The organism is Kocuria sp. CH-021 (assembly GCF_049716185.1).
Lineage (GTDB): Bacteria > Actinomycetota > Actinomycetes > Actinomycetales > Micrococcaceae > Kocuria > Kocuria cellulosilytica.
The window spans coordinates 1-23,262 of the sequence record NZ_JBNAFK010000003.1 but is presented as its reverse complement, the minus strand read 5'-3'; the positions used below and the strand labels follow the sequence as shown (position 1 = coordinate 23,262).

Genomic DNA, 23,262 nt, shown 5'->3' with positions numbered 1-23,262 from the left:
GCGTCCCCCGGACGACAAGGAGCAGCACTCCATGAACGACAAGGTCATCGAACTCCTCGGCACCGGCGCCTCGCTGGGCGGCGTGGTCCTCTCGCACAAGGTGCTCGGCTCGGTCTGGACGCGCGTCACGGGCAACCCGCCGCCGGCCAAGAACCCGGACCCCAGCGAGACCTGGACGGCCATCATCATCTGGTCCGTCATCACCGGCCTCGTCGGCACCATCATCAAGGTCGCCGTGCACCGGCAGGTCGCGAAGATGGAGAACAAGTCCCAGGAGAACCCCAAGGCCTCGAGCCAGGCCGAGGTCTGAGCGCAGGGCGCACCTCGTGAGGGGCCCGTCCGGTCGCACACCGCTGCGGTGCGCGACCGGACGGGCCCCTTCGTCGTGCTGACCCCTTCGTCGTGCGGCCCCCGCACAGCGGGGGCATCCGGAACCAGCACGGCGGCGTGCGGAAGGGGCGCCGCAGCGTCGCGGCGGGATGCTGGTGCCTGCGGACGTGCACGGGCGGCCGGGCGGCGGGGTAGACTCGGTGGCACTGAACGACAGGGGAGCGCCCCGCCCGGGACACCGGCGTGGCGCTGAGAGTGCGGATCGCCGCAGACCCTCGAACCTGCTCCGGTTAGCACCGGCGAAGGGAGTCGAGCATCTCAGGGGTGTTCCCCGGGAGCGCGCCACCGGCGCGGCCCGGAGGAATCCCGTCCCCTCCTGGCACCGACGGCTCGCTGAGCCCAGGAGGAACCCACCGTGAACACCACCACCCACCGCCCCGCCCGCCGCCCCGGCACGTCCGGCGCCTCGTCCTGGCGCGTCGTCGACATCGTCGTGGCCGCCGTCCTCGCCGCCGTGTGCGCGGTCGTCTTCTGGGCGTGGTCGAACCTGCTCTACCCCGTGGTCGGCACGGCCGCGGTCGCCTACCCGCCCGCCGTGGGCCTGATCGCCGGCGGCTGGCTCGTGGCCGGCGTGCTCGGCGGACTGATCATCCGCAAGCCCGGTGCCGCGCTGTTCTGCGAGCTGCTCGCCGCCGTGATCGAGAGCTTCCTGGGAACCCACTTCGGCCTGCTCGTGGTCCTCTCCGGCCTCGTCCAGGGCGTCGGCGCCGAGCTGGCCTTCGCCGCCTTCCGGTACCGCCGCTTCGACGCCCTCACGGCGGCCGTCGCAGGCGCCGTGAGCGGGATCTTCCTGGGCGTGCACGAGAACATCCTCTACAACTACGAGTGGGCGCTCGGCCACCAGGTGGTCTACGTGCTCCTGACGGCCGTCTCCGGGGCGGTGCTCGCCGGCCTCCTCATGCACGCCGTGGTGCGGGCGCTCGCGGGCACCGGCGTCCTGCAGGGCCTCGCCTCCGGGCGGGCCGTGCGGCGATGACGGCGCCCACGGCCCAGCGCCGTGCGGTGCCCGCCGCCCGCGGCGCGCGCGTCGAGGCCCGCGGCTTCGGCTGGCACCACCCCGGGCGGGACACGGCGGCGCTGCGCGGCCTCGACCTCGTGGTGGAGCCTGGGGAGCGAGTGCTCCTGCTGGGACCCAGCGGGGCGGGCAAGTCCACCCTCCTGCACGCCCTGGCCGGGGTCCTCCACGACGACGACGGGCAGTCCGGGTCCGGCGAGCTGCTGCTCGACGGCATGCCGCCGCATCAGGCGCGGGGCCGCGCCGGACTCGTGCAGCAGGACCCCGAGTCCCAGGTGGTGCTGTCCCGGATCGGTGACGACACCGCCTTCGGCCTCGAGAACCTCGCGGTGCCCCGGGAACAGATCTGGCCGCGGGTGCGGGCGGCGCTCGACGACGTGGGCCTCGACCTCCCGCTCGGGCACTCCACCGCGGCCCTGTCGGGCGGGCAGAAGCAGCGCCTCGCGCTCGCCGGCGCCGTGGCCATGAGCCCCGGGCTGCTGCTGCTCGACGAGCCGACCGCCAATCTGGATCCTGCCGGCGTGCGGCAGGTCCGCGACGCCGTGGTGGCCTGCCTGGACCGCAGCGGTGCCACGCTCGTGGTCGTGGAGCACCGCGTGGCCGTGTGGGCCGAGGTCGTGGACCGTGTCCTGGTGCTCGGCCACGACGGGGGCATCGCCCACGACGGGTCCCCGGAGCAGGTGCTCGGCGCGGCGGCCGACGAGCTCAGCAGGGCGGGGGTGTGGGTCCCCGGCCGGGTGCCGGCCACGCGCGCGCCGGCGCGCCGGTCCGAGCAGGAGCGTCCGGAACGGGAGCGTGCCGGGCTGTCCTGTCCTGAGCAGGAGCGTGCCGGGCCCGAGCGCCCTGGACGGGAGGGTGCCGGGCAGTCCTGTCCTGAGCAGGAGCATCCCGAGCGGGAGCGTGCCGGTCAGGAGCGTCCCGCGCAGGACGGTCGGCTGCTGAGCGCCACCGGTCTGTGCGTCTCCCGCAGCCAGCCCTCGGCACGCCAGCTGCGCGCCCGCCGCCGGGCGCGGCGGCGCGGACGCACCCCGGACGACGCCGCCGTGGGACGGGACCTGCCCACGGCGGTCGAGGACGTCCGCCTGAGCCTGCACCGTGGCCGCGCGCTGGCCCTCACCGGGCCCAACGGCGCCGGGAAGTCCACGCTGGCGCTGACGCTCGCGGGCTTGCTGGCCCCCGTGCGCGGCACTGTCACCGCGCACCCGCGCCTCGACCGCGGGGCGGGTCCGGACCCTCTCGACTGGAGCGGCCGGGAGCTCGTGGCCCGGATCGGAACCGTCTTCCAGGAGCCCGAGCACCAGTTCCTGCGCGCCACGGTGCGCGCCGAGCTCGAGCACGGCCCCCGGCTGGCGGGCACCCCGGCGGCCGAGCGGCAGCGGCGCACGGACGAGCTGCTTGGCCGGCTGCGTCTCGCCCACCTGGCCGACGCCAACCCGTTCACCCTCTCCGGCGGAGAGAAGCGGCGGCTGTCGGTGGCCACGGTGCTCGCCACGGACCCGGACGTGCTGGTCCTCGACGAACCCACGTTCGGCCAGGACGCCCTGACGTGGGCGGAGCTCGTGGACCTGCTCGTGGAGCTGCTCGACGCCGGCACCTCGGTCCTGGCCGTGACGCACGACGAGGACTTCGTGCGGGCCCTCGGCGCCGAGGTGCTCGAGCTCGGGACGCCCGGACCCCGCACTCCCGTGAGCCGTGTCCTCGAGGCCCGCACTCCGGAGCAGCCCGGTCCGGAGCAGCCCGCCCCGGAGCCGCGCGTCCCCGGTTCCCGCACGGCAGAGTCCGGTGTCCTCGGGATCTCCGCACCGAAGCCGCACGTGCCGGGGCCTCGCACCTCCGGATCCGGTGTCCTCGAGGCCCGCACTCCGGAGCAGCCCGCCCCTGAGCCGCACGTCCCCGGTCCCCGCAGCCCGCAGGACGGCCGTCCGGGGCCGCCCCACCGTCCGCCGCCCCGGTCCCGGCCGGCGGGGGAGCCGGTCCGATGAGCGCTCCCGCGATCGCGCCGTCGTCCCGGACCTCCCTGCTGGGACGGACGAACGCGGTGGTCAAACTGGCCGGGGCGCTGCTGCTGACCGTGGTGCTCGTGCTCAGCGCGGACCCCGTGACGTCGGGGACCGTGCTGCTGGGCGAGCTGCTCCTCCTGGCGCTGGCGGGGCAGCACCCGCTCGCGCTGCTGCGCCGGGCGTGGCCCGTGGTCGTGGCGGCCCTCGTGAGCGGGTGGGGCACGGCGCTGCTCGCCGAGGACTCCGGACCGGTGCTCCTGGATCTGGGCGTCACCGGGATCTCGGCCGGCGCGCTGGCCGCAGGCGCGGCGATCGCCCTCCGCGGGCTGGCACTGGCACTGCCCGGGCTGATCCTGGTGCTCACCACGGACCCCACGGACCTCGCCGACGGCCTCGCGCAGACACTCCGCCTCCCGGCCCGCTTCGTGCTGGCGTCCCTGGCCGCGCTGCGGCTGGTGGGCGTGATGGCCTCCGAGTGGGCCACCCTCGCGATGGCCCGGCGGGCGCGCGGCGCGGGGGCCGGGCACGGACCGGTGGGCGCACTGCGGGAGTTCGGCGGTCAGGCGTTCACGCTGCTTGTGCAGTCCCTGCGCCGGGCCACCCGGCTGTCGGTCACCATGGAGGCGCGCGGCTTCGGCGCGGGACCGCGCACGTGGGCCCGCGTCCCGGAGCACTCCTGGCGGGACGCCGTGGTCCTCGCGGGCTGCGCGGCGGCCGCCGCGGCGGGCCCCGCGGTGTCGGTCCTGCTCGGGACGCACCGGTTCATCTGGGCCTGAGCGAAGGATCAGGCCTGCGAGACCCAGCTCGTGACGAGCCGGGTCAGGTCCGGGTCCACCGGCAGCGGCTGGTGGTCGAGCCGGCGCACCGGCACCGCGAGCCGCACGCTGGAGACCAGCCACACGGCGTCGGCCTCCATGAGGTCCGCCGGGTACAGCGGGCCGTAGCCGAGCTCCCAGCCGTCCCGGCGGGCGGCGGCGAAGATCTTGGCCTGCGTGGTGCCCGGCAGGATCCCGTGCGAGGGCTCCGGCGTCAGCAGGGTGCGGCGGTCGCCGCGCACGCGGGCGCAGACCACGGAGGACGTCGCGCCCTCCAGGACCCTGCGGCCCTCCGTGGTGAAGACCGCCTCGTCCGCCCCGAGGGAGCGGGCGTGGCGCAGGGCGGCCATGTTGATCGCGTAGGAGAGCGTCTTGGCCCCCGGCAGCAGCCACGGGTACCCGGCGTCCAGGGCGGGGTCGTGGCCGCGCGGCAGCAGCACCGCGGTCACGCCCTCCCGCCGCTGCCGGAACGTGGTCCCGGGCACGGGGCTCACCACGACCCAGGACCACGGGCCGTCCTCCGGCGTGCCGCGGCTGATCACGACCTTGACGCTGTGCTCGGCGCCCAGGCCGCCGTCCCCGCCGGGGGCCGCGTGGGCCAGCGCCAGCTCCACCGCCCCGCGGGTGTCCCGTGCGGACGGCACGGGCAGCTGGGCCAGCCGCGCGGAGGCCGACAGCCGCTGGTGGTGGGCCTCGAACTTCTGCACGACGCCGTCGACGGCGCGCATGGTCTCGAAGACGCCGTCCCCGCGGGTCAGGCCCTGGTCGTCGATCCGCACGAGCGGGACGGAGGGATCGGCGAGGGCGCCCCCGGGGTGGGCGGCGTCGAGGACGACGACGGTGCTGGTCACGGATCCTCCTGTGGGTGCGTCCGGGGTCTCAGCAGACCGGGCCGGGGTGCAGGATGTCCACCTGTTCCCAGACGTGGTCCTCCGCCAGGTAGGCGTCCTCCTGGGCGGCCCAGCGGTCCCAGTGCTCGGCGTAGTACGAGCCGTCACGGCTCAGCGCACGGTCGTAGCGCAGCGCGGTGGGCAGCTCGACCCACACGGAGACGTCCAGCAGCTGCCGGGCCTCGGCGCTGCAGGCGCCGACGCCCTCCAGGACCACGACCTCCGCCACCCGGGTCAGCCGCGGGGTGCCCGGGGAGTCGGTTACCCAGTCCCACGCGCTCCACTCCGCGTCCCGGCCCTGGTCCAGGGGGGTGAGGACCTCGTCCACGTAGGTCCGCCGGCCGGGCCCGAGGCCGTCCCAGCCCGGATAGAGGTCCTCGAGGTGGAAGAGCGTCACGTCCCGCACCGGGCGCAGCACCTCGACGAGCTGTTCTGCGAGGCTGGTCTTGCCGGCGCCCGAGCGCCCGTCGATGCCGATGAGGTACGGGCGGCGGGTGGGGGAGGGGAGCAGCCGCGCCAGGTTGGTGCCGGCGGGGTTGGCCGCGGCGAGCGACGGATTCAGCTCGAGCTCGATGTCGATCACGCGCGGCCGGCGTCCTGCGCGGAGCCCCGGCCGGCGCCGAGCTCCCGGGCGACGGCGCGGACGACGCCCGGCACGGCGGCGGCGATCATGCCGTAGGTGGTCTCGAAGTCCTCCGGGCCCCCGTACCAGGGGTCGTAGATCCCCAGCTCCTCGGGCTCGAGGGCCTCGGCGTCGGGGTCGAACTCGCGGAGCAGGCGCACCTTGGCCGCGGCGGCCTCGTCCGGTGCGAGCTCCCGCAGGCGCCGCCAGTGCACGACGTCGAGGGCGAGCACGAGGTCGCGGTCGTCGAAGCGGACGGGGTCGAAGACCCGGGCCTCGTGCCGGGAGGCGTCGAGTCCCTCGCGGCGCATGAGCTCGCCGGCGCGGGAATCCACGGGGTTGCCCAGCTCCTCGTCGCTGACGCCCGCCGAGTCGATCCGCACGCGCTCGGCCAGTCCTGCGGCCTCGAAGGCGCGGCGCAGGGCGAGCTCCGCCATGGGCGAGCGGCAGATGTTGCCCGTGCACACGGCCACGATCGAATACATAGCGGGCAGTCTAAGCCGTCCGGTCCCGGCACGAGAAGTGCGGCCGCCGCCCGGAGGCTGCGGCCGCACGTCTCGTGCCGTGAGGTCAGGTCCGGTCGCGGTCCTGCCGGAGGGGAAGATCCTCGTCCGGGTCCAGGTGCGAGCGGTCCGGGTCCTGGCGCGAACCGTCCGGGTTCAGGACCGATCCGTCGGGGGCCGAGCGCGATCCGGTCTCCGCGGCGAGGTCGATCTCCCGGCCGTGCTCGTCGACGCGCCGGTACCAGTCGGTCACGGCCGGGTCGTGCGAGTCGAACGTCTCGCCCGCGGCGCGGGCGCCCGGGGCGTGCTCCACCTGGAGGGCGAAGTCGTCGCCGTGCTCCTCGATGCCGTGGATCACGGCCTTGCGCACGGCCGTGAGGGCGAACGCGTGCCGGATCGTGGCCGGGTCGCTGCGCAGGTCCTTGTAGAAGGAGACCATCAGGAGGGCGACGATGACCGCGAACGGCAGGGCCGAGACGGTGACCAGGTTCTGCATGCCGGTCAGGGCGTCGTCGCCGCCCACGAGCATCATGACCGTCGCGATGCCGCCGAGGCACAGGCCCCAGAACACCACGATGAAGCGGCTGGGCTCGGGCCGCCCGCGCTGGGACAGGGTGCCCATGACGATGGACGCGGAGTCCGCGCTGGTCACGAAGAAGATGCCGATGATGACCATGGCGAGCACCGACGTGATCGCGCCGAAGGGCAGGGCGTCGAGCATCCCGAACAGCACGGCCTCCTGCCCGCCGGCGGCCGCGAGGTCGGTCCCTGTGCGCTGCAGGTACATGGCGGTGCCGCCGATGACCACGAACCAGAGCACGCACATCGAGGAGGGCACGATGAGCACCACGGTCACGAACTGGCGCAGCGTGCGGCCGCGGGAGATCTTGGCGATGAACATCCCGACGAACGGGGACCAGGACAGCCACCACGCCCAGTAGAAGACGGTCCAGCCGCCGGCGAAGGCGGTCGAGTCCTCGCCCCAGCCGCCGGTCTGCCCGGTCATCCACAGGTACTCCTGCAGGTACGTGCTGAACACGGCGGGAACGAGGTCCAGGATCAGGACGGTGGGCCCGGCCACGAACACGAACAGGGCCAGCAGGAAGGCCAGCAGCAGGTTCGTGTTGGAGAGGTAGCGGATGCCGCGGGCCACGCCGGAGACGGCGGAGACCACGAAGGCGGCCGTGAGCACGGCGATGACGGCGATGAGGCCCCCGTTGCCGAGCGGGCCCCAGCCGGCCACGATCTCGAGGCCCCGGGAGATCTGCAGTGCGCCGATCCCCAGGGAGGCGGCGGTGCCGAAGAGGGTCGCGAAGATGGCGAACACGTCGATGAGCCGGCCCAGGCCGCCCTCGGCGCGCTGCTGGCCGATCAGCGGCACGAAGATCCGGCTGATCAGCGGGGGGCGCCCGCGGCGGTAGGCGCCGTAGGCGACGGCGGAGCCGACCACGGCGTACATGGCCCAGGGGTTGAGGCCCCAGTGGAAGGCCGTCTGGACGAGGGCGTAGACGGTCATCTCCTCGGAACCGGGCTCCGCCCCGAAGCCGGGGACGCCCGCGCCGAAGTGGCTCATGGGCTCGGAGGCGCCGTAGAACATCAGGCCGATGCCCATGCCGGCGGCGAAGAGCATGGCGAGCCACGAGAAGAAGGAGTACTCGGGCTTCTCGTCGTCCATGCCCAGCGGGATGCGGCCGGTGCGGCTGAAGCCGACGACGAGCATGAACAGCACGGCGGCCGTGGACAGCGCGGTGAAGAACCAGCCGGCGTTGCCGGTGACCCATCCCAGGGCCGCGGTGGAGGCGGCGGTCAGGGACTCGGTGGAGAGCACGCCCCACGCGATGAACCCCACGATCAGCGCGGCGGTGACGAGGAAGACCACCTTGTCCGTGCCGTAGTGCAGCTTCTGGTCCTCCACGGCGATGCCGGGGACGAGGGCGGGGTGGATGCCGTGGGGGTAGTTGATCTCCCGCAGCACCTCGCGCGGCTTCGGCCGGTGGGAGGACCCGTTCGGGCTCGGTGGTTGCGGCGAATGGGGTGGTGTGGTGCTCACGGAGGCTCCTGCGGTGTCGGGGGCGTGCGGTGTCGTGTCGAAGTGCGTGCGTGGGCGTGCGGGGCGGACCCGGTGATCTCGATGGGCGCCCGGCGGTCCGGGCGCAACAGTCCAGTCTACCGGAGAGCTCCCACGGCAGCAGAGCGGTGAGCGCGTTCTCACACCCGGCACCGCAGATAGGTTGAGTCGATGGGACTCAACTTGGCTTGACATCGGCGGCTCACGTGGCAGACTTGAGCCAGGAAAACTCAAGACCTGAGACCTCCGGGACCCAACGGGGCCACCACGGCCCGCCCGGTTCAGCTCGACCCGAAGGAGAACACGTCCATGTCTCGTGCAGTAGGAATCGACCTCGGCACCACCAACTCCGTGGTGTCCGTGCTGGAGGGCGGCGAGCCCACCGTCATCGCCAACGCCGAGGGCAACCGGACCACGCCGTCCGTCGTCGCCTTCTCGAAGGACGGAGAGACCCTGGTCGGCGACATCGCCAAGCGCCAGGCCGTCACCAACGTGGACCGCACCATCGCCTCGGTGAAGCGCCACATGGGCACCGGGTGGTCCACGGACATCGACGACAAGAAGTACACGGCGCAGGAGATCTCTGCGCGCATCCTCATGAAGCTCAAGACCGACGCCGAGTCCTACCTGGGCGACAAGGTCACCGACGCCGTGATCACCGTCCCGGCGTACTTCAACGACGCCGAGCGCCAGGCCACCAAGGAGGCCGGTGAGATCGCCGGCATGAACGTGCTGCGCATCGTCAACGAGCCCACCGCCGCGGCGCTCGCCTACGGCCTGGAGAAGGGCAAGGAGGACGAGCTCATCCTCGTCTTCGACCTCGGCGGCGGCACCTTCGACGTCTCCCTGCTGGAGGTCGGCAAGGACGAGGACGACTTCTCCACCATCCAGGTCCGCGCGACCGCCGGCGACAACCGGCTGGGCGGCGACGACTGGGACCAGCGCGTGGTCGACTGGCTGCTGGCGCAGGTGAAGTCGAAGACCGGTGCGGACCTGTCCAAGGACAAGATCGCCCTGCAGCGCCTGAAGGAGACCGCGGAGCAGGCCAAGAAGGAGCTGTCCTCCGCGACCAGCACCAACATCTCCCTGCAGTACCTGTCCGTGACCCCCGAGGGTCCCGTGCACCTGGACGAGCGCCTCACCCGCGCCAAGTTCGAGGAGCTCACCCGGGACCTGCTCGAGCGCACCGAGAAGCCGTTCAAGGACGTCATCACCGAGGCCGGCATCTCCGTGTCCGACATCGACCACGTGGTGCTGGTGGGCGGCTCGACCCGCATGCCCGCCGTCGCGGAGACCGTCCAGCGCCTGGCCGGCAAGGAGCCCAACAAGGGCGTGAACCCGGACGAGGTCGTCGCCGTCGGCGCCGCCATCCAGGCCGGCGTGCTCAAGGGCGACCGCAAGGACGTGCTGCTGATCGACGTGACCCCGCTGTCGCTGGGCATCGAGACCAAGGGCGGCGTGATGACCAAGCTCATCGAGCGCAACACGGCCATCCCCACCAAGCGGTCCGAGACCTTCACCACCGCCGAGGACAACCAGCCGTCCGTGTCCATCCAGGTCTTCCAGGGCGAGCGCCAGTTCACCCGGGACAACAAGAACCTGGGCACCTTCGAGCTGACCGGCATCGCCCCCGCCCCGCGCGGGATGCCGCAGATCGAGGTGACCTTCGACATCGACGCCAACGGCATCGTGCACGTCTCCGCGAAGGACAAGGGCACCGGCACCGAGCAGTCGATGACCATCACGGGCGGGTCCTCCCTCTCCAAGGAGGACATCGACCGCATGGTCAAGGACGCCGAGGCCAACGCCGAGGCGGACCGGGTGCGCCGTGAGGCGGCCGACCTGCGCAACAACGCGGAGCAGCAGGCCTACTCCGTCGACAAGCTCCTGAAGGACAACGACGAGAAGCTGCCCGCGGACGTCAAGTCCGAGGTGCAGGCGGACGTCGACGCCCTGAAGCAGGCGCTCGAGGGCGAGGACGACGACGCCGTGAAGTCGGCCTACGACAAGCTGCAGCAGTCCCAGACCAAGCTCGGCGAGGCCCTCTACGCGCAGTCGCAGGCCGAGGGTGCCGAGGGCGCCCCGGGTGCGGGCGCGGCCGGTGCCACCGGTGACGAGGACATCGTCGACGCCGAGGTCGTCGACGACGAGGACGAGAAGAAGTGAGCATGCCCGACCCCACGCCAGGACCTGACGAGAACGCGGCGGAGAACGGCCCCGGGAACGTCCCCGGGGACCCCGCAGCGCAGCCCGAGGAGCACCGCGCGCAGGATCCCGGGACCCGCCCCCAGGAGGAGGCCGGGCCCGAGGGCCTGACGGTGGACGACATCCTCTCGACGCCCCAGTCGACCGACGCCGAGTCCGGGGACGCCGCGGCGCCGGGCGCCGCAGGGGAGGACTCCCCGTCGGCCGCCCTCGCCGAGGAGCGGCTCGAGGAGCTGCGCCGGCTGCAGGCCGAGTTCGTGAACTTCAAGCACCGCACGGCGCGCGAGAAGGAGCAGCTGCGGACCTTCGTCACGGGCGACCTCCTGCAGACGCTGCTGCCGGTGTTCGACGACATCGACGCGGCCCGGCAGGCGGGGGACCTCACCGACGGCCCGTTCGCGGCGATCGCGAACAAGCTTGAGGAGACCCTCGTGCGGCAGGGGCTCGTGCGGATCGGGGAGGTCGGGGAGAAGTTCGACCCGAACGTCCACGAGGCGGTGCTGCAGCAGCCCACGAGCGAGGTCGAGCCCGACCAGGTCTCGATGGTGCTGCGCTCCGGCTTCCGGATCGGTGAGCGCGTGGTGCGGCCCGCCCAGGTCGCCGTCGCGGTCGCCGAGTGAGGCCGGTCCCGGCCTGATCCGAGCGACGGCAGGGGAGGTCCGCCCCGCGGGCCTCCCCTGACCCGTCCACCCGTCCCCGGCGCCGCGGCACCGGGGACCACCCCAGCACCACCACCGGGCCCTGCTCGACAGGACCCCGACCGGCCCCACAGAAAGGAGGCGTCATGGCCAGCCAGGACTGGATCGACAAGGACTTCTACAGCATTCTCGGCGTCTCCAAGGACGCGTCCGCAGCCGACGTCAAGAAGGCCTACCGCAAGCTCGCCCGCGAGCACCACCCGGACCAGAACCCGGGCGACGCGGAGGCCGAGCAGCGGTTCAAGGACATCACGGAGGCGAACTCCGTGCTTTCCGACCCCGAGGAGCGCAAGCAGTACGACGCGATCCGCGCGATGGGCTCCGGCGCGCGCTTCACCGCGGGCGGCGCCGGCGGCGGGGGCGGCTCGGCGAACTTCGAGGACCTCTTCGGCGACATCTTCGGCGGAGGCGGCGGAGGGCGCCGCCGGCGCACGACCTACTCCACCGGCGGCGCGGGGGGCCCGGGCGGGTTCGAGGACCTGTTCGCGCAGTTCGGCGGCCAGACGGGCTACGGGGCGCCCGGCGGCTACGGCGGGTACCAGGCCCCGCCGGCGCGCGGGGAGGACATCCGGACGGAGACGACCATCCCGTTCCGCTCCTCCGTGCACGGCACCACGATCAAGCTGCGCCGCGGCAACGGCCAGGAGACCACGGTGCGGATCCCCGCCGGCGTGCGGGACGGGCAGAAGCTCAAGCTCGCCGGCAAGGGCCACTCCGGGCCCGGCGGGGCCGGGGACCTCTACGTCACCGTCCACGTGACGCCGCACCCGTTCTTCCGGCGGGTCGAGGGCACGGACGACGTCGAGGTCACCGTGCCGATCTCGTTCCCCGAGGCGGCTCTGGGCGCCACGATCGAGGTGCCCGTGCTGGACGGCGGCACCGTGCGGCTGAAGGTGCCGGCGGGCACGTCCTCGGGCCGGCGCTTCCGCGTCAAGGGGCGCGGGTTCAGCACGGCCAAGGGCTCGGGCAACCTGATCGTGACGGTCGAGGTGCACGTGCCGGCCGAGCTCGACGAGCAGGCGCAGGAGGCCGTCCGGGCGTTCGCCGAGGCGACCGCGGCCCAGGACCCCCGGGCCGGCCTGGCCGCGAAGGCGCGGGTGTGAGATGGCACTGGACGCAGACCAGCCGCTGTTCGTGATCTCCGTGGCCGCGGAGATCGCGGAGATGCACCCGCAGACGCTGCGCCAGTACGACCGGCTCGGCCTCGTCAGGCCGTCCCGCGCCCCGGGCCGGGCCCGGCGCTACTCCCAGCGCGACATCGAGAAGCTGCAGCAGATCCAGGTGCTGTCCCAGGAGGGCGTGTCCCTCGAGGGCATCCGGCGCATCCTCCAGCTGGAGAACCAGGTCGCGGCCCTGCGCGCGAGGGTGGCGGAGCTGTCCCAGGAGCTCGAGGACGCCCGGGACCGGGCCGAGGAGTCCTCGCGGATCTTCGCCGCCGGTGTCGGCGGGGACGTGGTGCGCATGGCCCGCGGCGCCCGTCCCCGCGCCCGCAAGATCTCGCAGGCCGTGGTGCTGTACCGGCCCCCGCGCCAGCAGGAGCGCTGACCGGCCGGTTCCCGCGCCGGCAGGAGCGCTGACCGGCCGGTTCCCGCGCCGGCAGGAGCGCTGACCGGCCGGTTCCCGGCCGGCCGGTTCCCGGAACGGCCGGACCCGGACCGGTGCGCGTCAGCGCAGGTGCTTCTCGAAGCCCACGTCGTACACGCCACCCGGATAGATCTGCGCGGTCCCGGGCAGCAGGACGTAGCCGCTGCGGCGGTAGAGGGCGAACGCCTCGGGCTGGCGGCTGCCGGTGGTGAGGTAGATGCGCCGATACCCCGCCGCGGCGGCGAGCCGCTCGAGCTCGGCCAGGACCCGCCGGGAGATCCCGCGCCGGCGGTGCGCCGGAGCGGTCCACACCCGCTTGAGCTCGGCGGTGGCGTCGTCGTGCCGGCGGAACGCGCCCCCGCCCACTGTCACGCCGTCCTCGAGGAGGAGCAGGAGCGCCCCGGTGGGGACGGTGAAGTCGTCCACCGGGTGGTGCGCCATCTCCTCCGCCCCGATCTCGGGGCCGTAGCGCACCACGTACTCGAGGTGCAGTCCCTCGAGCAGCGGCCGCGTGCGGGGATCACCCGGGCGCACCACGACGAAGCCGTCCCGCTCCGGGCCGGAGGCTGCGCTCACTCCGTCCGGCGGTAGACGAGGTCGCGCGGGACTCGGCCCGCCTCCCGCGCCTTGCGCTCGAAGCTCGTGAGGATCCGGCCTTCCCAGCGGGGGGCCCAGCCCGTGTCCGGGTGCTCGTCGTCGGCGAGCGGGCCCGGGTGGACGTTCTCGAAGTGCGGGGACGCGTCGAGGACCTCGCGCATCACCAGCGCGTACTCCTGCCAGTCCGTGGCGAGCCGCCACAGCCCGCCCGGCGCGAGCACCCGGGCGGCGAGCTCGGCGAACGCGGGGGAGACCAGGCGCCGCTTGTGGTGGCGGGTCTTGTGCCAGGGGTCCGGGAAGAACACCCACAGCTCGTCGACCGAGGCCGGGGCGAGCAGGTGCTCCAGGACCTCGGGCGCGTTGGCCTGCACCACGCGAACGTTGTCCACGCCGGCCTGGCCCGCCTTGAGCAGCAGGTCCGCGATCCCGGGCTTGTACACCTCGACGGCGAGGAAGTTCCGCGCGGGATCCTGGGCGGCGGCGTGCACGACGGCCTCGCCGAGCCCCGAGCCGACCTCCACGACCAGCGGCGCCTCGCGTCCGAAGGCCGCGGTCGCGTCGAACTCGTGGTCGGGGTGCACGGAGGTGTCCGTGCGCACGCGCGGGACGTCGATCACCCGGGTGGGCGCCCAGTCGTCCCAGGCCTTCTGGCGGCGGGCGGTGAGGCGGTCGCCGCGGCGCACGAAGGAGTACGGCCGGCGGTGGAACTCCTCGGGAACGGGGCCCTGCACGGGGCCCTCAGCGGGGGAAGGGGTCTGCTCGCTCATCGCCCACCATCCTAGGCGCAGGGCGGGTGGTCGCGGACCCGTCGGTGGCTGGCCTGGTGGTCGCGGACCCGTCGGGCGTGGACCCACTGGGTGCCGGCTCGTCAGGCGTGGACCCGCCGGGCGCCGGCCGGCCGGCTGCAGTCCCGCCGGGTGCAGGCCCACCATGTGCAGTCCCGGTGGGCACCGGCCCGCTGCCCACGGCGGGCGGCTCGGACCAGCGGCGGGGCGGCGCCTCCCACGCCGCGAACCGCGCCAGCAGCTCGTCCGCGTCCTGGGCGACCACGGCCGCGTCCCGGTACTCGGGGTGCACGAGGCCGGCCGCGGACATCGAGGCCACCGCGTCCAGCAGGGGTCGCCAGTAGCCGGCCACGTCGAGGAATCCGACCGGCTTCGCGTGCACCCCCAGCTGCAGCCACGTCCAGGCCTCGAAGATCTCCTCGAGGGTGCCCAGGCCGCCGGGAAGGGCCACGAACCCGTCCGCGAGAGCGGCCATCTCGGCCTTGCGCTCGTGCATCGTCCCGACGATGCGCAGCTCGGTCAGCCCCGGGTGGGCGGTCTCGTCGTCGACCAGGGACTGCGGCATGACCCCGACCACCTCGCCCCCGGCGGCCAGGGCGGCGTCGGCGACGACGCCCATCAGCCCCACGTGGCCGCCGCCGTAGACGACGCCCACGCCGCGGCGGGCGAGAGCGGTGGCGAAGGCCCGGGCGGCCTCGGGGAACAGGGGGTCGGAGCCGAGGGAGGCCCCGGTGTACACGGCGAGTCTCATGAGGACATTGTCGCCGCTCGTGGCCGCCGTCAGCTCCCCGCGCGGGGCGTCGATAGCATGAGTCCCGCCCAGCACCCGTGCCGAAGGACCCGCCGTGAGCTCACCGCCGCCCGACCACCCCGTGCGCTCCCGCCTGCGCCTCTCCGGCGGCAGGGACCGGGTGGTGCTGGTGGCGGCGCTGGGGATCCTCAGCGCGGTGAGCCCGATGGCCACGGACATGTACCTGGCCTCGATGCCGGCCATGGCGGAGCACTTCGGGGCGTCGGCCTCCGCGGTGCAGCTGACGCTGACCACCTACATGGTCGGCATGGCCGTGGGGCAGTTCCTGCTCGGCCCGGTGTCCGACGTGCTCGGGCGGCACCGGCTCATGGTGGCCGGCAACGCGCTGTTCCTGCTCAGCTCCGTCGCCGTGGTCCTGGCCCCGAGCATCGGGGTGGTGCTGGTCCTGCGGGCGGTCCAGGGCCTCGCCGGGGCGGCGGGCGTGGTGATCGCCCGCGCCGTGGTCTCGGACATCGCCACGGGGCGCGGGGCCGCCAAGCTGTTCTCGATCCTCGCGACCATCACCTCGCTGGCCCCGGTGGTGGCCCCGCTGCTGGGCGGGGTGATCGCCACGGTGGCCCCGTGGCAGACCGTGTTCTGGGTGCTCGCGGCGTTCGGGCTGCTGATGCTGGCGTGCTCCGTGCTCGTGGTCCCCGAGACCCTGCCCCCGCACCGGCGGCACCGCGGCGGGGTCGGCGCGGTCGTGACCGGGTCCTGGCGCGTGCTGCGCACCCCGTCCTTCATGGCCTACGCCCTGGCCTTCGGCCTCGCGTTCGCTGCCCTGTTCTCCTACATCTCCGCGTCCTCCTTCGTGGTGCAGAACGTGCTCGGCTACTCGGCCCTTGGCTACTCCGTGGTCTTCGCCGTCAACGCGGGGGGCTCGATCCTGGGCGCGGTCGTCAACACCCGCCTCGTCGACCGGGTCGAGCCCGGCACCATCCTGCGCACCGCGATCGTGGTCATGGCCACCGTCAACGTGGTGGGACTGGGGCTGATCCTCGCCGGGATCACCGGATGGACCACTCTGGCGCACCTCTTCGTGAGCCAGACCTGCATCGGCTTCGTCATGGGCAACGCCGTGGCTCTCGCCCAGAGCCGGGTGCCGGGCCGGGCCGGTGCCGGGTCGGCCGTGCTCGGACTGGTCCAGTTCCTCCTGGGCGGGCTCGTGAGCCCGCTGACGGGTCTGGCCGGGCAGCACACCGCCGTGCCCATGGCCGTGTCCATGGCGGTGTGCTCGCTGCTCGCCACCGGGACCGTGCTGCTCGCGCGCCGGCTCGCGCGGCAGGCCCCGGAGGACCCCGGTCGTCCCGGGCCGTAACCGGGCAGAAACGGGCCGGGACGAGACTGTGGCCGGTCCACCGGTCAATGGCGGGCGGACCTCCGGACCTGTGATTAGATGCCTTCGGCCGAGACGGAGGTCACAGCCTCGTCACGGTTCCTTCCCTGACCCACCCGACACCCACGGGAGAACACATGCTCCAAACCATCGAGACCGCCCTCGGCGAGCTGGGCGGCATCATCTGGGGGCCCTACGTCCTCATCCCCCTGCTGCTGCTCACCGGCCTGTACCTGACCGTCCGGCTGGGCGGTCTGCAGTTCCGCAAGCTGGGCTCCGCGCTGCGGCTGGCACTGTTCGAGCGCAAGGACGCCGAGGCCCAGGGCGGCGACGTCTCCCAGTTCCAGGCACTGACCACGGCGCTCGCCGCGACCGTCGGCACCGGCAACATCGTGGGCGTGGCCACCGCGATCTCGATCGGTGGGCCGGGCGCCCTGTTCTGGATGTGGGTCACCGGTCTGCTCGGCATGGCCTCCAAGTACTCCGAGGCGTTCCTGGCGGTGCGGTTCCGCACCACGGACGCCAAGGGCGAGATCTCCGGCGGACCGCAGTACTACCTCGAGCGCGGCATCCGCAACGGGTTCGGGAAGTTCCTGGCGATCTTCTTCGCGATCGCCGCCGCACTGGCCGCGTTCGGCATCGGCAACATGACCCAGGGCAACGCGATCGCCTCGAACGTCGAGGGGTCCTTCGGGGTGCCGACGTGGATCACCGGCATCGTCCTCGCGGTGCTGACGCTCGCCGTGCTCGTCGGCGGCATCCGGGCGATCGGCCGGGTCACGGCGGCGCTCGTGCCGTTCATGATCCTCTTCTACGTCCTGGGCGCGCTGTTCATCCTGCTCGTCAACGTGGCGGCGCTGCCGCAGGCGATCGCCCTCATCTTCACCGACGCCTTCACGGGCACCGCGGCCGTCGGCGGGTTCGCGGGCTCGGCCATCATGCTCGCGGTGCAGATGGGCGTGGCCCGGGGACTGTTCTCCAACGAGTCGGGCATGGGCTCGGCGGCCATCGCGGCCGCGGCGGCCCAGACCACCCACCCGGTCCGGCAGGGGCTGGTCTCCATGACCCAGACCTTCATCGACACGATCATCGTGGTGAGCTTCACGGGCCTCGTCCTCATCACCACCGGCGTCTGGGAGCAGGGCGCCGACTTCGCCGCCACCATGACCGGCGACGCCTTCAGCCGGGGCCTGCCCGGTGAGTGGGGGCACGTCGTGGTGACGGTGGGGCTCGTGCTCTTCGCGTACTCGACGATCCTGGGCTGGGCGTACTACGGGGAGCGCTGCATGGAGCGCCTCTTCGGGCGCCCGGCGGTGATGCCCTACCGGGTGGTCTTCTCCCTCGTGGTGTTCGTGGGCGCCACCGTCCCGCTGGCCGTCGTGTGGAACTTCGCCGACGTGATGAACGGCCTGATGGCGCTGCCCAACCTCCTCGGGCTGCTGATCCTCTCCGGGCTGATCGTCCGGGAGACGAAGCACTACCTGGACCACGACCCCACGCTGCGGGCGGACCGCCGGACGATCGAGGGGTTCATGGAGGGCCGTCCCGGAGCCATCGACTCCTACGAGCGCACCGGCGTCTGACAGCCGAGCGCACCGGCGTCTGACCGCCGTCGGCGCACGAGGGCCCGGCCTCCTGACGGGGGCCGGGCCCTCCGTCTAGCCTGAGGGGCATGAGCGAACTCCCAGATCCCCGCCCGTTCTCCTGCGCGGACGCCACCGGTGCCGTCTACGACCAGGGCGCGCACGTGACCGACTGGATCCCCACGGGCCACGCCCCGGTGCTGTGGCTGTCCCCCAGCACGGCGCTCGAGACGGGCAGGCCCGTGCGCGGTGGTGTCCCGATCTGCTTCCCGTGGTTCGCCGACGGGGCGGACGGCGGGCGCGAGCCCAAGCACGGTTTCGCCCGCACGCTCCCGTGGCACGTCGAGTCGCGCGAGTCCTCCGACCACGAGGCGATGGTCGTCTACCGGCTCTCGGACGCGGACGTCACCGACCCCGCGCACCGGGAGCAGTTCCCGTACCCGTTCGAGGCCTACTTCGTGGTGCGCTTCGGCACCGAGCTGTCCCTCGAGCTGAGCATCACGAACACCGGCGAGCAGCCGTTCGACTTCGAGGAGGCCCTGCACGCGTACCTGGTGGTGGGGGACGTGCGGAAGGTCCGCGTCGAGGGCCTGGACGGCGCCTCCTACCGTGACAAGGTCCTGGACCAGGAGGACTGCGTGCAGAAGGGGGACGTCCGGTTCGACGGCGAGACCGACCGGGTGTACCGCTCCAGCGACGACGTGGCCGTCGTGGACCCCGTGCTCGGACGGGTGCTCCGGATCCGCAAGAAGAACTCCGACACCACCGTGGTGTGGAACCCGGGGGCGGAGAAGGCGGCCGCGCTGCCCGACGTGGGACCGGACGGCTGGACGGACTTCGTGTGCGTGGAGGGTGCCAACACCCACGCCGCCGCGGTGCACCTGGAACCGGAGGAGACCCACAGCATGGGCTACCGGGTCTCGGTGGAGACGACGGCTGAGGACCCGGGCCGGTCCCCCGCCTGACCGGACCGGCCGACGGTCAGAACGGGGGAGGGTCCGCGTCCTCGGGCGCGGCACGGCCCGGTGCGGCACGGTCCGGTACGACCCGGGGCGGTGCGGCACGGTCCGGTACAGCTTCATCGGGCACGGCCCCGAGCGGCACGGTCCGAGCGGGCACGGCCCAGTTCTGGACAGCGCCGTCCAGCACGTCCCAGACCGACGCCGTCCGGCCCGGTGGCATGCCGGCCGAGGGGTCCGGCTCCGTCCGGTGGGTCAGCCCGGCCGGCGACGTCCACTCGAGCGCTCCTCCGAAGGGGGCCGGGCCGAGCTGCCGCACCGACCAGCGTCCGAGAGCACCCCGGCGGTGCTTGACGAGATGGTGGTGGCGGCACAGGTGGACCAGGTTGTCCGCGGCGGTGCGACCACCGTCCTGCCACGCCACCGTGTGGTCGAGGTCGCAGCGCTCGACCCGCCGGCGGCACCCGGGGAAACGGCAGGTTCCGTCCCGGAGCCGCAGCCGGCGCCGCAGATCGGCGGGCACGGCGTAGGTGCTGCGGTCGTGGTCGAGAACGGCGCCGGTGACGGGATGCGTCAGGACGCGCTGCCACGACGGGGCGCCGGCGGCCAGCTCCCGGGCGGCCTCCGCGCTGATCGGACCGTGACCGACGAGCACCGGGGCGTCCGCGGGCACCCCGCCCGCCGGGCCGCCGGGACGGCACTCCAGCAGTGTGAGCACCGGGACCGTCACGCAGACCTGCCCCCGCACCCCCTGCGGGAACGCGGGGTCGTCGGGGACCTCCCCGGCGAGCAGGAGGTCGGCGAGGACGTCGGCCCGCAGCTGCGCCTCGGTCCGGACGGCCACGGGGCGGCCGTCCGGCCCGGGATCGGGCCGCGCGCTGAGGTCCGCGGCTCCTGCCGGATCCCCGTGAACGGGCGCGTCCGTCCCATCACCGGGGCACGCGCGGGCGGCCGCCTCCGCGGGCGCCAGGAGCGCCACGAGCGCGTCGAGCCGGTCCTGCACCGCGAGCGCGGTGGGCGCGTCCAGCAGGGCGTGCACCCACGCCATGCCGTCCTCGCCGTGCTCGACCCACACGCGGCGTCCGGCGCGGGCCGCCCGGTGCCTGGCCTCCTGCGTCTCGGCCAGCAGCGCGGCGCGCCGCCGCCGGGCCCACGCGCGCAGCTGCGCCACCGTGCAGTGCGGCGCCCGCTCCGTCAGTTCCGCGGCGAGCTGCTGCGCGACGTCGTACGGGGCCTCCTGGTCCGCCGGGGCGTCCTCGACGAGCTCGCGCCACTGATCGGCGATCACCGAGGCGTGCCGGGCGCTGAAGCGGCCCGCCTCCAGGGCCTCGAGGGTCTCCGGCAGGTGCAGGCCGAGGACCAGCGCCTCGCGGACGCGCTCCAGAGCCGTGCCGGCGGGCAGGCGCAGCGCCGGGCCGATCTCGTCGGCGAGGTCGCGCACCAGCTGCTCGTCCGTCTCCAGCAGGGAGCACACGAGCTCGTCGGCCTCGTACGGCATCAGCCCGGCGGTGGAGACCCAGTCGATCTCGCGGTCCTCCCAGGCCAGCAGCCACAGTCGGTGGATGCAGCGCAGCTGGCGTCCGGCCTCCTGCGCCTGCGCGGCCGCCGAGTCCACGAGCTCCCCGACGACCGCCCGCACCTCTGCCCGGACACCGGGGTCCAGGACCCGCTCCCCGGCGGGAGCGGCTCGGTGCGGACCCGGATCCGGACGGGCCCGGCGGTGCGCCGTCGTCGTCATGGGTCCCATTCTCCCCGGTGGCCCGGACGTCCTAAGGGGAGCGGGCGCCCCTCAGGAGCGCCGTGCGCGGTGCCCGGCCGGGAACGGGGAACGGGGGCCGCCCGTCCGTGCGGACGGGCGGCCCCCGTGGGACCCTTCGGAGGCCGTGCCTACTTGGAGACCACCAGGGCCGCGGCGATCGCGGCCAGGAAGGCGTCCTTCGAGAGGCCCGTGCCGGCCTCGGTCGGGCGGACACCGTCCTCCTGCGTCATCTCGGGGTTGCGGAAGTACATCGAGAGCAGCCCGGCGGAGAACGCGCCGAGGGCCAGGCCGGCGAGGCGCTTGTTGACGAACGGCGTCAGCAGGGCGGCGCCGATGCCCATCTCCGAGTACGCCACGAACTTGCCGAAGGTGTCGGCGTCCCACTCCTTGAACTGGGGGACGCCGGTGGCGGCGAACTGCTGGAGACCCGCGGCGGCCTCGGTGGGGAGGTCCTTCTTGCCGTAGCCGGACTGCAGCAGGTAGGCGCCGGAGACGCCGCGCAGGATCGCGTTGGAGAGGCTCATGGTCGGTCCTTTCAGGAGGTCGAACAGGGTCATTGAATCGTCAATGACCCTATCAGGGGAGCTCCCGCCCGCATCCTGCAGGACGGGCCCGGAGCGAACACCCGTCCCGGCGGAGGTCCCCGGCGCCTAGGCTGGCCACCCGCCCGCGGGACGCCCTCCGCGTCCCGCCACCCGACGGAAGGACAGACATGGACATCGAGACCATGAAGAAGGTTCTGCTCGTTCTCACCAGCCACGACACCCTCGGCGACACCGGGGAGCCCACGGGGTACTTCGTCGGCGAGGCGGCCCACCCGTGGAAGGTGTTCCGGGACGCCGGGTACTTCGTCGACTTCGCCTCGATCGCCGGCGGGCAGCCCCCGCAGGACGGCAAGGACGAGGAGGACGAGGTGCAGCGGCAGTACCTCGAGGACGAGACCGTGCGGGCCTCCCTGTACAACACCCCGCGGATCAGCGTGGTCGACCCCGGTCAGTACGACGCCGTCTACCTCGTGGGCGGGCACGGCACCATGTGGGACTTCGCCGGCAACGCCGACCTGCAGTCGCTGGTGGCCGCCGTGCACGACGCCGGGGGAGTCGTCGGAGCCGTCTGCCACGGGCCGGCCGGGCTCGTCGACGTCGAGCTCTCCACCGGGCTGCGCATCGTCGAGGGCCGCAAGGTGGCCGCGTTCACGAACGCCGAGGAGGACGAGGTCGGCAAGTCGGACGTCGTCCCCTTCCTCCTCGAGGACAAGCTCGTCGAGCAGGGCGCGGACGTGCGGACGGCGCCGAACTGGACCGAGAACGTCGTCGTCGACGACCGCCTCGTCACCGGCCAGAACCCGCAGTCCGCGGCCGGCGTGGCCAAGGAGATGACCAAGCTCCTGACCGAGGTGGTGCGCGGGCAGAAGGCCGCCCAGGAGGCGGACTCCGCCGCGCTGCGCCGGGCTCACGACGCCGAGAAGGCCGAGGACGACGAGGGCTGAGCCCCGGCCGGCCCGGGTGCGAGGAGCGACGCGGGCGGAAACCCCCGCGCGGTCCTCGCGGGTCCCGGCGTTTCCGGACAGACTGGGAGTGCCGGGCCACCCGGTCCGGCCCAGCGGACACACGGCAGGAGAACCACATGGCTGACCTCAAGGACAAGGTCGCGCTCGTCACCGGCGCCGCCTCCGGCATCGGCGAGGCCTGCGCCAAGGACCTCGCGGCGCAGGGCGCCAAGGTCGTCGTCACGGACATCGACACGCGGCGGATCGACGACGTCGTCCAGGCGATCATGGCCGCCGGCGGCGACGCGGCCGGCTTCCGCCAGGACGTGGCGAAGCCCGAGGACTGCGAGGCCGCGGTCGAGTTCGCCCAGCAGACCTACGGCGGGCTGCACCTCGCGGTGAACAACGCCGGGATCGGGGGCACCGCGGACGCCGTCGGAGAGTCGGACCTCGACGCGTGGGTGCGCACCGTGCAGATCGACCTGCACGCCGTCATGTTCGGCATGCGCTACCAGCTGCCCGCGATCGAGCAGGCCGGCGGCGGGGCGATCGTCAACATGTCCTCCGTCCACGGCACCGTGGCGGTGGCCGCGGGCAACAGCGCCTACACCGCCGCGAAGCACGGGGTGGTCGGCCTCACCAAGCAGGCCGGGGTGGAGTACGGGCAGCGCGGGGTGCGGATCAACGCCGTCGGCCCCGCCTACATCGACACCCCGCTGCTGCGGACCGCTCCCGCGGCCGTCCTCGAGGGACTCGCCGCCAAGCACCCGCTCGGCCGGCTGGGCCGCGCCGAGGAGGTCGCCGCCCTGACCACGTTCCTGCTCTCGGACAGGGCGTCCTTCATGACGGGCGGGTACTACCTCGTCGACGGCGGCTACACGGCGCTGTAGCCGGCCCCGGTGCCGGGCCCGGGCCCGGCCCGGCACCGGCCGCCGGGCCCCGGCGCCGGGCCGGCGCCGGGCGGCCCCGGCCCGGCGCCCGCCCCCGACAAACCCCCCCCGGGCGGGGCCCCCCCCCCCCGGGCCCCCCCACGCGCCCGGGGGGGGGGGGGGGGGCCCCCGGGGGGGGGGGGGGGGGGGGCGGCCCCCCCCCCCCCCCCACGACCGTTCCACCCACCCCGCCCCGCACCGGGGCACCACCCTCCTTTGGAGCATCACCGTCATGGCCATCAGCG

General features: G+C 73.7%; 22 protein-coding genes and 1 riboswitch. Of the genes, 13 read left to right on the top strand and 9 right to left on the bottom strand.

Translation table 11 applies throughout. From position 1 onward, the window contains the following. Window positions 1-31 precede the first annotated feature (31 nt). The 4 genes from ACPYN7_RS02605 to ACPYN7_RS02590 all read left to right on the top strand — a co-directional run bounded on the left by ACPYN7_RS02605 (window position 32) and on the right by ACPYN7_RS02590 (window position 4,181). Window positions 32-310, top strand: coding sequence for a DUF4235 domain-containing protein (locus tag ACPYN7_RS02605; RefSeq protein ID WP_058873810.1), 279 nt, complete (start codon window positions 32-34; stop codon window positions 308-310). A gap of 225 nt (window positions 311-535) precedes the next feature. Next, a riboswitch (TPP riboswitch) is annotated at window positions 536-655 on the top strand. 90 nt (window positions 656-745) lie between these two features. Further along, on the top strand, window positions 746-1,366 hold the full coding sequence (locus tag ACPYN7_RS02600) for an ECF transporter S component (RefSeq protein WP_424346610.1): 621 nt from the start codon (window positions 746-748) through the stop codon (window positions 1,364-1,366). Beyond that, on the top strand, window positions 1,363-3,387 hold the full coding sequence (locus ACPYN7_RS02595; protein ID WP_424346609.1) for an ABC transporter ATP-binding protein: 2,025 nt from the start codon (window positions 1,363-1,365) through the stop codon (window positions 3,385-3,387). Before ACPYN7_RS02600 ends, ACPYN7_RS02595 begins: the two co-directional genes overlap by 4 nt. Beyond that, window positions 3,384-4,181 (top strand): energy-coupling factor transporter transmembrane component T family protein, encoded by a 798-nt coding sequence (locus ACPYN7_RS02590; RefSeq protein ID WP_424346608.1) that lies wholly within the window; start codon window positions 3,384-3,386, stop codon window positions 4,179-4,181. The genes ACPYN7_RS02595 and ACPYN7_RS02590 overlap by 4 nt, the downstream gene beginning before the upstream one ends. A gap of 8 nt (window positions 4,182-4,189) precedes the next feature. On the opposite strand, the gene ACPYN7_RS02585 is transcribed toward ACPYN7_RS02590, so the two are convergent. The 4 genes from ACPYN7_RS02585 to ACPYN7_RS02570 all read right to left on the bottom strand — a co-directional run bounded on the left by ACPYN7_RS02585 (window position 4,190) and on the right by ACPYN7_RS02570 (window position 8,285). After that, complete coding sequence (locus ACPYN7_RS02585) at window positions 4,190-5,071, bottom strand: aminotransferase class IV (protein ID WP_368824940.1); 882 nt, start codon at window positions 5,069-5,071, stop codon at window positions 4,190-4,192. Between the two features lie 28 nt (window positions 5,072-5,099). Further along, on the bottom strand, window positions 5,100-5,693 hold the full coding sequence (locus ACPYN7_RS02580) for a uridine kinase family protein (RefSeq protein WP_058873806.1): 594 nt from the start codon (window positions 5,691-5,693) through the stop codon (window positions 5,100-5,102). Next, entirely contained in the window at window positions 5,690-6,217 is a 528-nt protein-coding gene (locus ACPYN7_RS02575) for a low molecular weight protein-tyrosine-phosphatase (protein ID WP_424346607.1), read from the bottom strand. Before ACPYN7_RS02575 ends, ACPYN7_RS02580 begins: the two co-directional genes overlap by 4 nt. 85 nt (window positions 6,218-6,302) lie before the next feature. Next, a complete protein-coding gene (locus ACPYN7_RS02570; protein WP_424346606.1) occupies window positions 6,303-8,285 on the bottom strand; it encodes a BCCT family transporter in 1,983 nt (660 codons plus the stop codon). A 327-nt stretch (window positions 8,286-8,612) separates the two neighbouring features. Between ACPYN7_RS02570 and dnaK the strand changes: the two genes are divergently transcribed. The 4 genes from dnaK (at window position 8,613) to ACPYN7_RS02550 (ending at window position 12,751) form a co-directional block, all read left to right on the top strand. Continuing rightward, window positions 8,613-10,469: a molecular chaperone DnaK gene (dnaK, locus tag ACPYN7_RS02565; protein ID WP_058873803.1), complete on the top strand. Its 1,857-nt coding sequence runs from the start codon at window positions 8,613-8,615 to the stop codon at window positions 10,467-10,469. Between the two features lie 2 nt (window positions 10,470-10,471). After that, entirely contained in the window at window positions 10,472-11,128 is a 657-nt protein-coding gene (locus tag ACPYN7_RS02560; protein WP_424346605.1) for a nucleotide exchange factor GrpE, read from the top strand. Between the two features lie 164 nt (window positions 11,129-11,292). After that, window positions 11,293-12,309 carry a DnaJ C-terminal domain-containing protein gene (locus tag ACPYN7_RS02555; RefSeq protein ID WP_424346604.1) on the top strand — a complete coding sequence of 339 codons (1,017 nt, stop codon included), beginning with the start codon at window positions 11,293-11,295 and terminating at the stop codon, window positions 12,307-12,309. Window position 12,310: 1 nt separating this feature from the next. Further along, complete coding sequence (locus tag ACPYN7_RS02550) at window positions 12,311-12,751, top strand: heat shock protein transcriptional repressor HspR (RefSeq protein WP_368824933.1); 441 nt, start codon at window positions 12,311-12,313, stop codon at window positions 12,749-12,751. A gap of 120 nt (window positions 12,752-12,871) precedes the next feature. Here the strand turns inward: ACPYN7_RS02550 and ACPYN7_RS02545 are convergent, their stop codons facing one another. The 3 genes from ACPYN7_RS02545 to ACPYN7_RS02535 are packed head-to-tail and all read right to left on the bottom strand — an operon-like array spanning window position 12,872 to window position 14,923. After that, window positions 12,872-13,366 carry a GNAT family N-acetyltransferase gene (locus ACPYN7_RS02545; protein ID WP_424346603.1) on the bottom strand — a complete coding sequence of 165 codons (495 nt, stop codon included), beginning with the start codon at window positions 13,364-13,366 and terminating at the stop codon, window positions 12,872-12,874. Next, the gene (trmB, locus tag ACPYN7_RS02540; protein ID WP_424346602.1) at window positions 13,363-14,154 is read right to left on the bottom strand and encodes a tRNA (guanosine(46)-N7)-methyltransferase TrmB; all 792 of its coding nucleotides are present in this window, start codon (window positions 14,152-14,154) and stop codon (window positions 13,363-13,365) included. The genes ACPYN7_RS02545 and trmB overlap by 4 nt, the downstream gene beginning before the upstream one ends. Next, entirely contained in the window at window positions 14,126-14,923 is a 798-nt protein-coding gene (locus ACPYN7_RS02535; protein WP_424346601.1) for a TIGR00730 family Rossman fold protein, read from the bottom strand. Before ACPYN7_RS02535 ends, trmB begins: the two co-directional genes overlap by 29 nt. 94 nt (window positions 14,924-15,017) lie before the next feature. Between ACPYN7_RS02535 and ACPYN7_RS02530 the strand changes: the two genes are divergently transcribed. The 3 genes from ACPYN7_RS02530 to ACPYN7_RS02520 all read left to right on the top strand — a co-directional run bounded on the left by ACPYN7_RS02530 (window position 15,018) and on the right by ACPYN7_RS02520 (window position 18,846). Beyond that, complete coding sequence (locus tag ACPYN7_RS02530) at window positions 15,018-16,280, top strand: multidrug effflux MFS transporter (protein ID WP_424346600.1); 1,263 nt, start codon at window positions 15,018-15,020, stop codon at window positions 16,278-16,280. 155 nt (window positions 16,281-16,435) lie between these two features. Next, on the top strand, window positions 16,436-17,881 hold the full coding sequence (locus ACPYN7_RS02525) for an alanine/glycine:cation symporter family protein (protein WP_058873796.1): 1,446 nt from the start codon (window positions 16,436-16,438) through the stop codon (window positions 17,879-17,881). Window positions 17,882-17,970: 89 nt separating this feature from the next. After that, complete coding sequence (locus ACPYN7_RS02520; protein ID WP_058873795.1) at window positions 17,971-18,846, top strand: D-hexose-6-phosphate mutarotase; 876 nt, start codon at window positions 17,971-17,973, stop codon at window positions 18,844-18,846. A gap of 16 nt (window positions 18,847-18,862) precedes the next feature. On the opposite strand, the gene ACPYN7_RS02515 is transcribed toward ACPYN7_RS02520, so the two are convergent. Both ACPYN7_RS02515 and ACPYN7_RS02510 read right to left on the bottom strand, forming a co-directional pair. Beyond that, window positions 18,863-20,578, bottom strand: coding sequence for a DUF222 domain-containing protein (locus tag ACPYN7_RS02515; RefSeq protein ID WP_424346599.1), 1,716 nt, complete (start codon window positions 20,576-20,578; stop codon window positions 18,863-18,865). Window positions 20,579-20,727: 149 nt separating this feature from the next. Further along, window positions 20,728-21,123, bottom strand: a complete 396-nt coding sequence (locus ACPYN7_RS02510; protein ID WP_058873841.1) for a hypothetical protein — start codon at window positions 21,121-21,123, stop codon at window positions 20,728-20,730. Between the two features lie 188 nt (window positions 21,124-21,311). On the opposite strand from ACPYN7_RS02510, the gene ACPYN7_RS02505 reads away from it, so the two are divergent. Both ACPYN7_RS02505 and ACPYN7_RS02500 read left to right on the top strand, forming a co-directional pair. Then, the gene (locus tag ACPYN7_RS02505; RefSeq protein WP_424346598.1) at window positions 21,312-22,088 is read left to right on the top strand and encodes a type 1 glutamine amidotransferase domain-containing protein; all 777 of its coding nucleotides are present in this window, start codon (window positions 21,312-21,314) and stop codon (window positions 22,086-22,088) included. A gap of 137 nt (window positions 22,089-22,225) precedes the next feature. Further along, on the top strand, window positions 22,226-22,978 hold the full coding sequence (locus tag ACPYN7_RS02500; protein ID WP_058873792.1) for an SDR family NAD(P)-dependent oxidoreductase: 753 nt from the start codon (window positions 22,226-22,228) through the stop codon (window positions 22,976-22,978). Window positions 22,979-23,262: the final 284 nt, after the last annotated feature.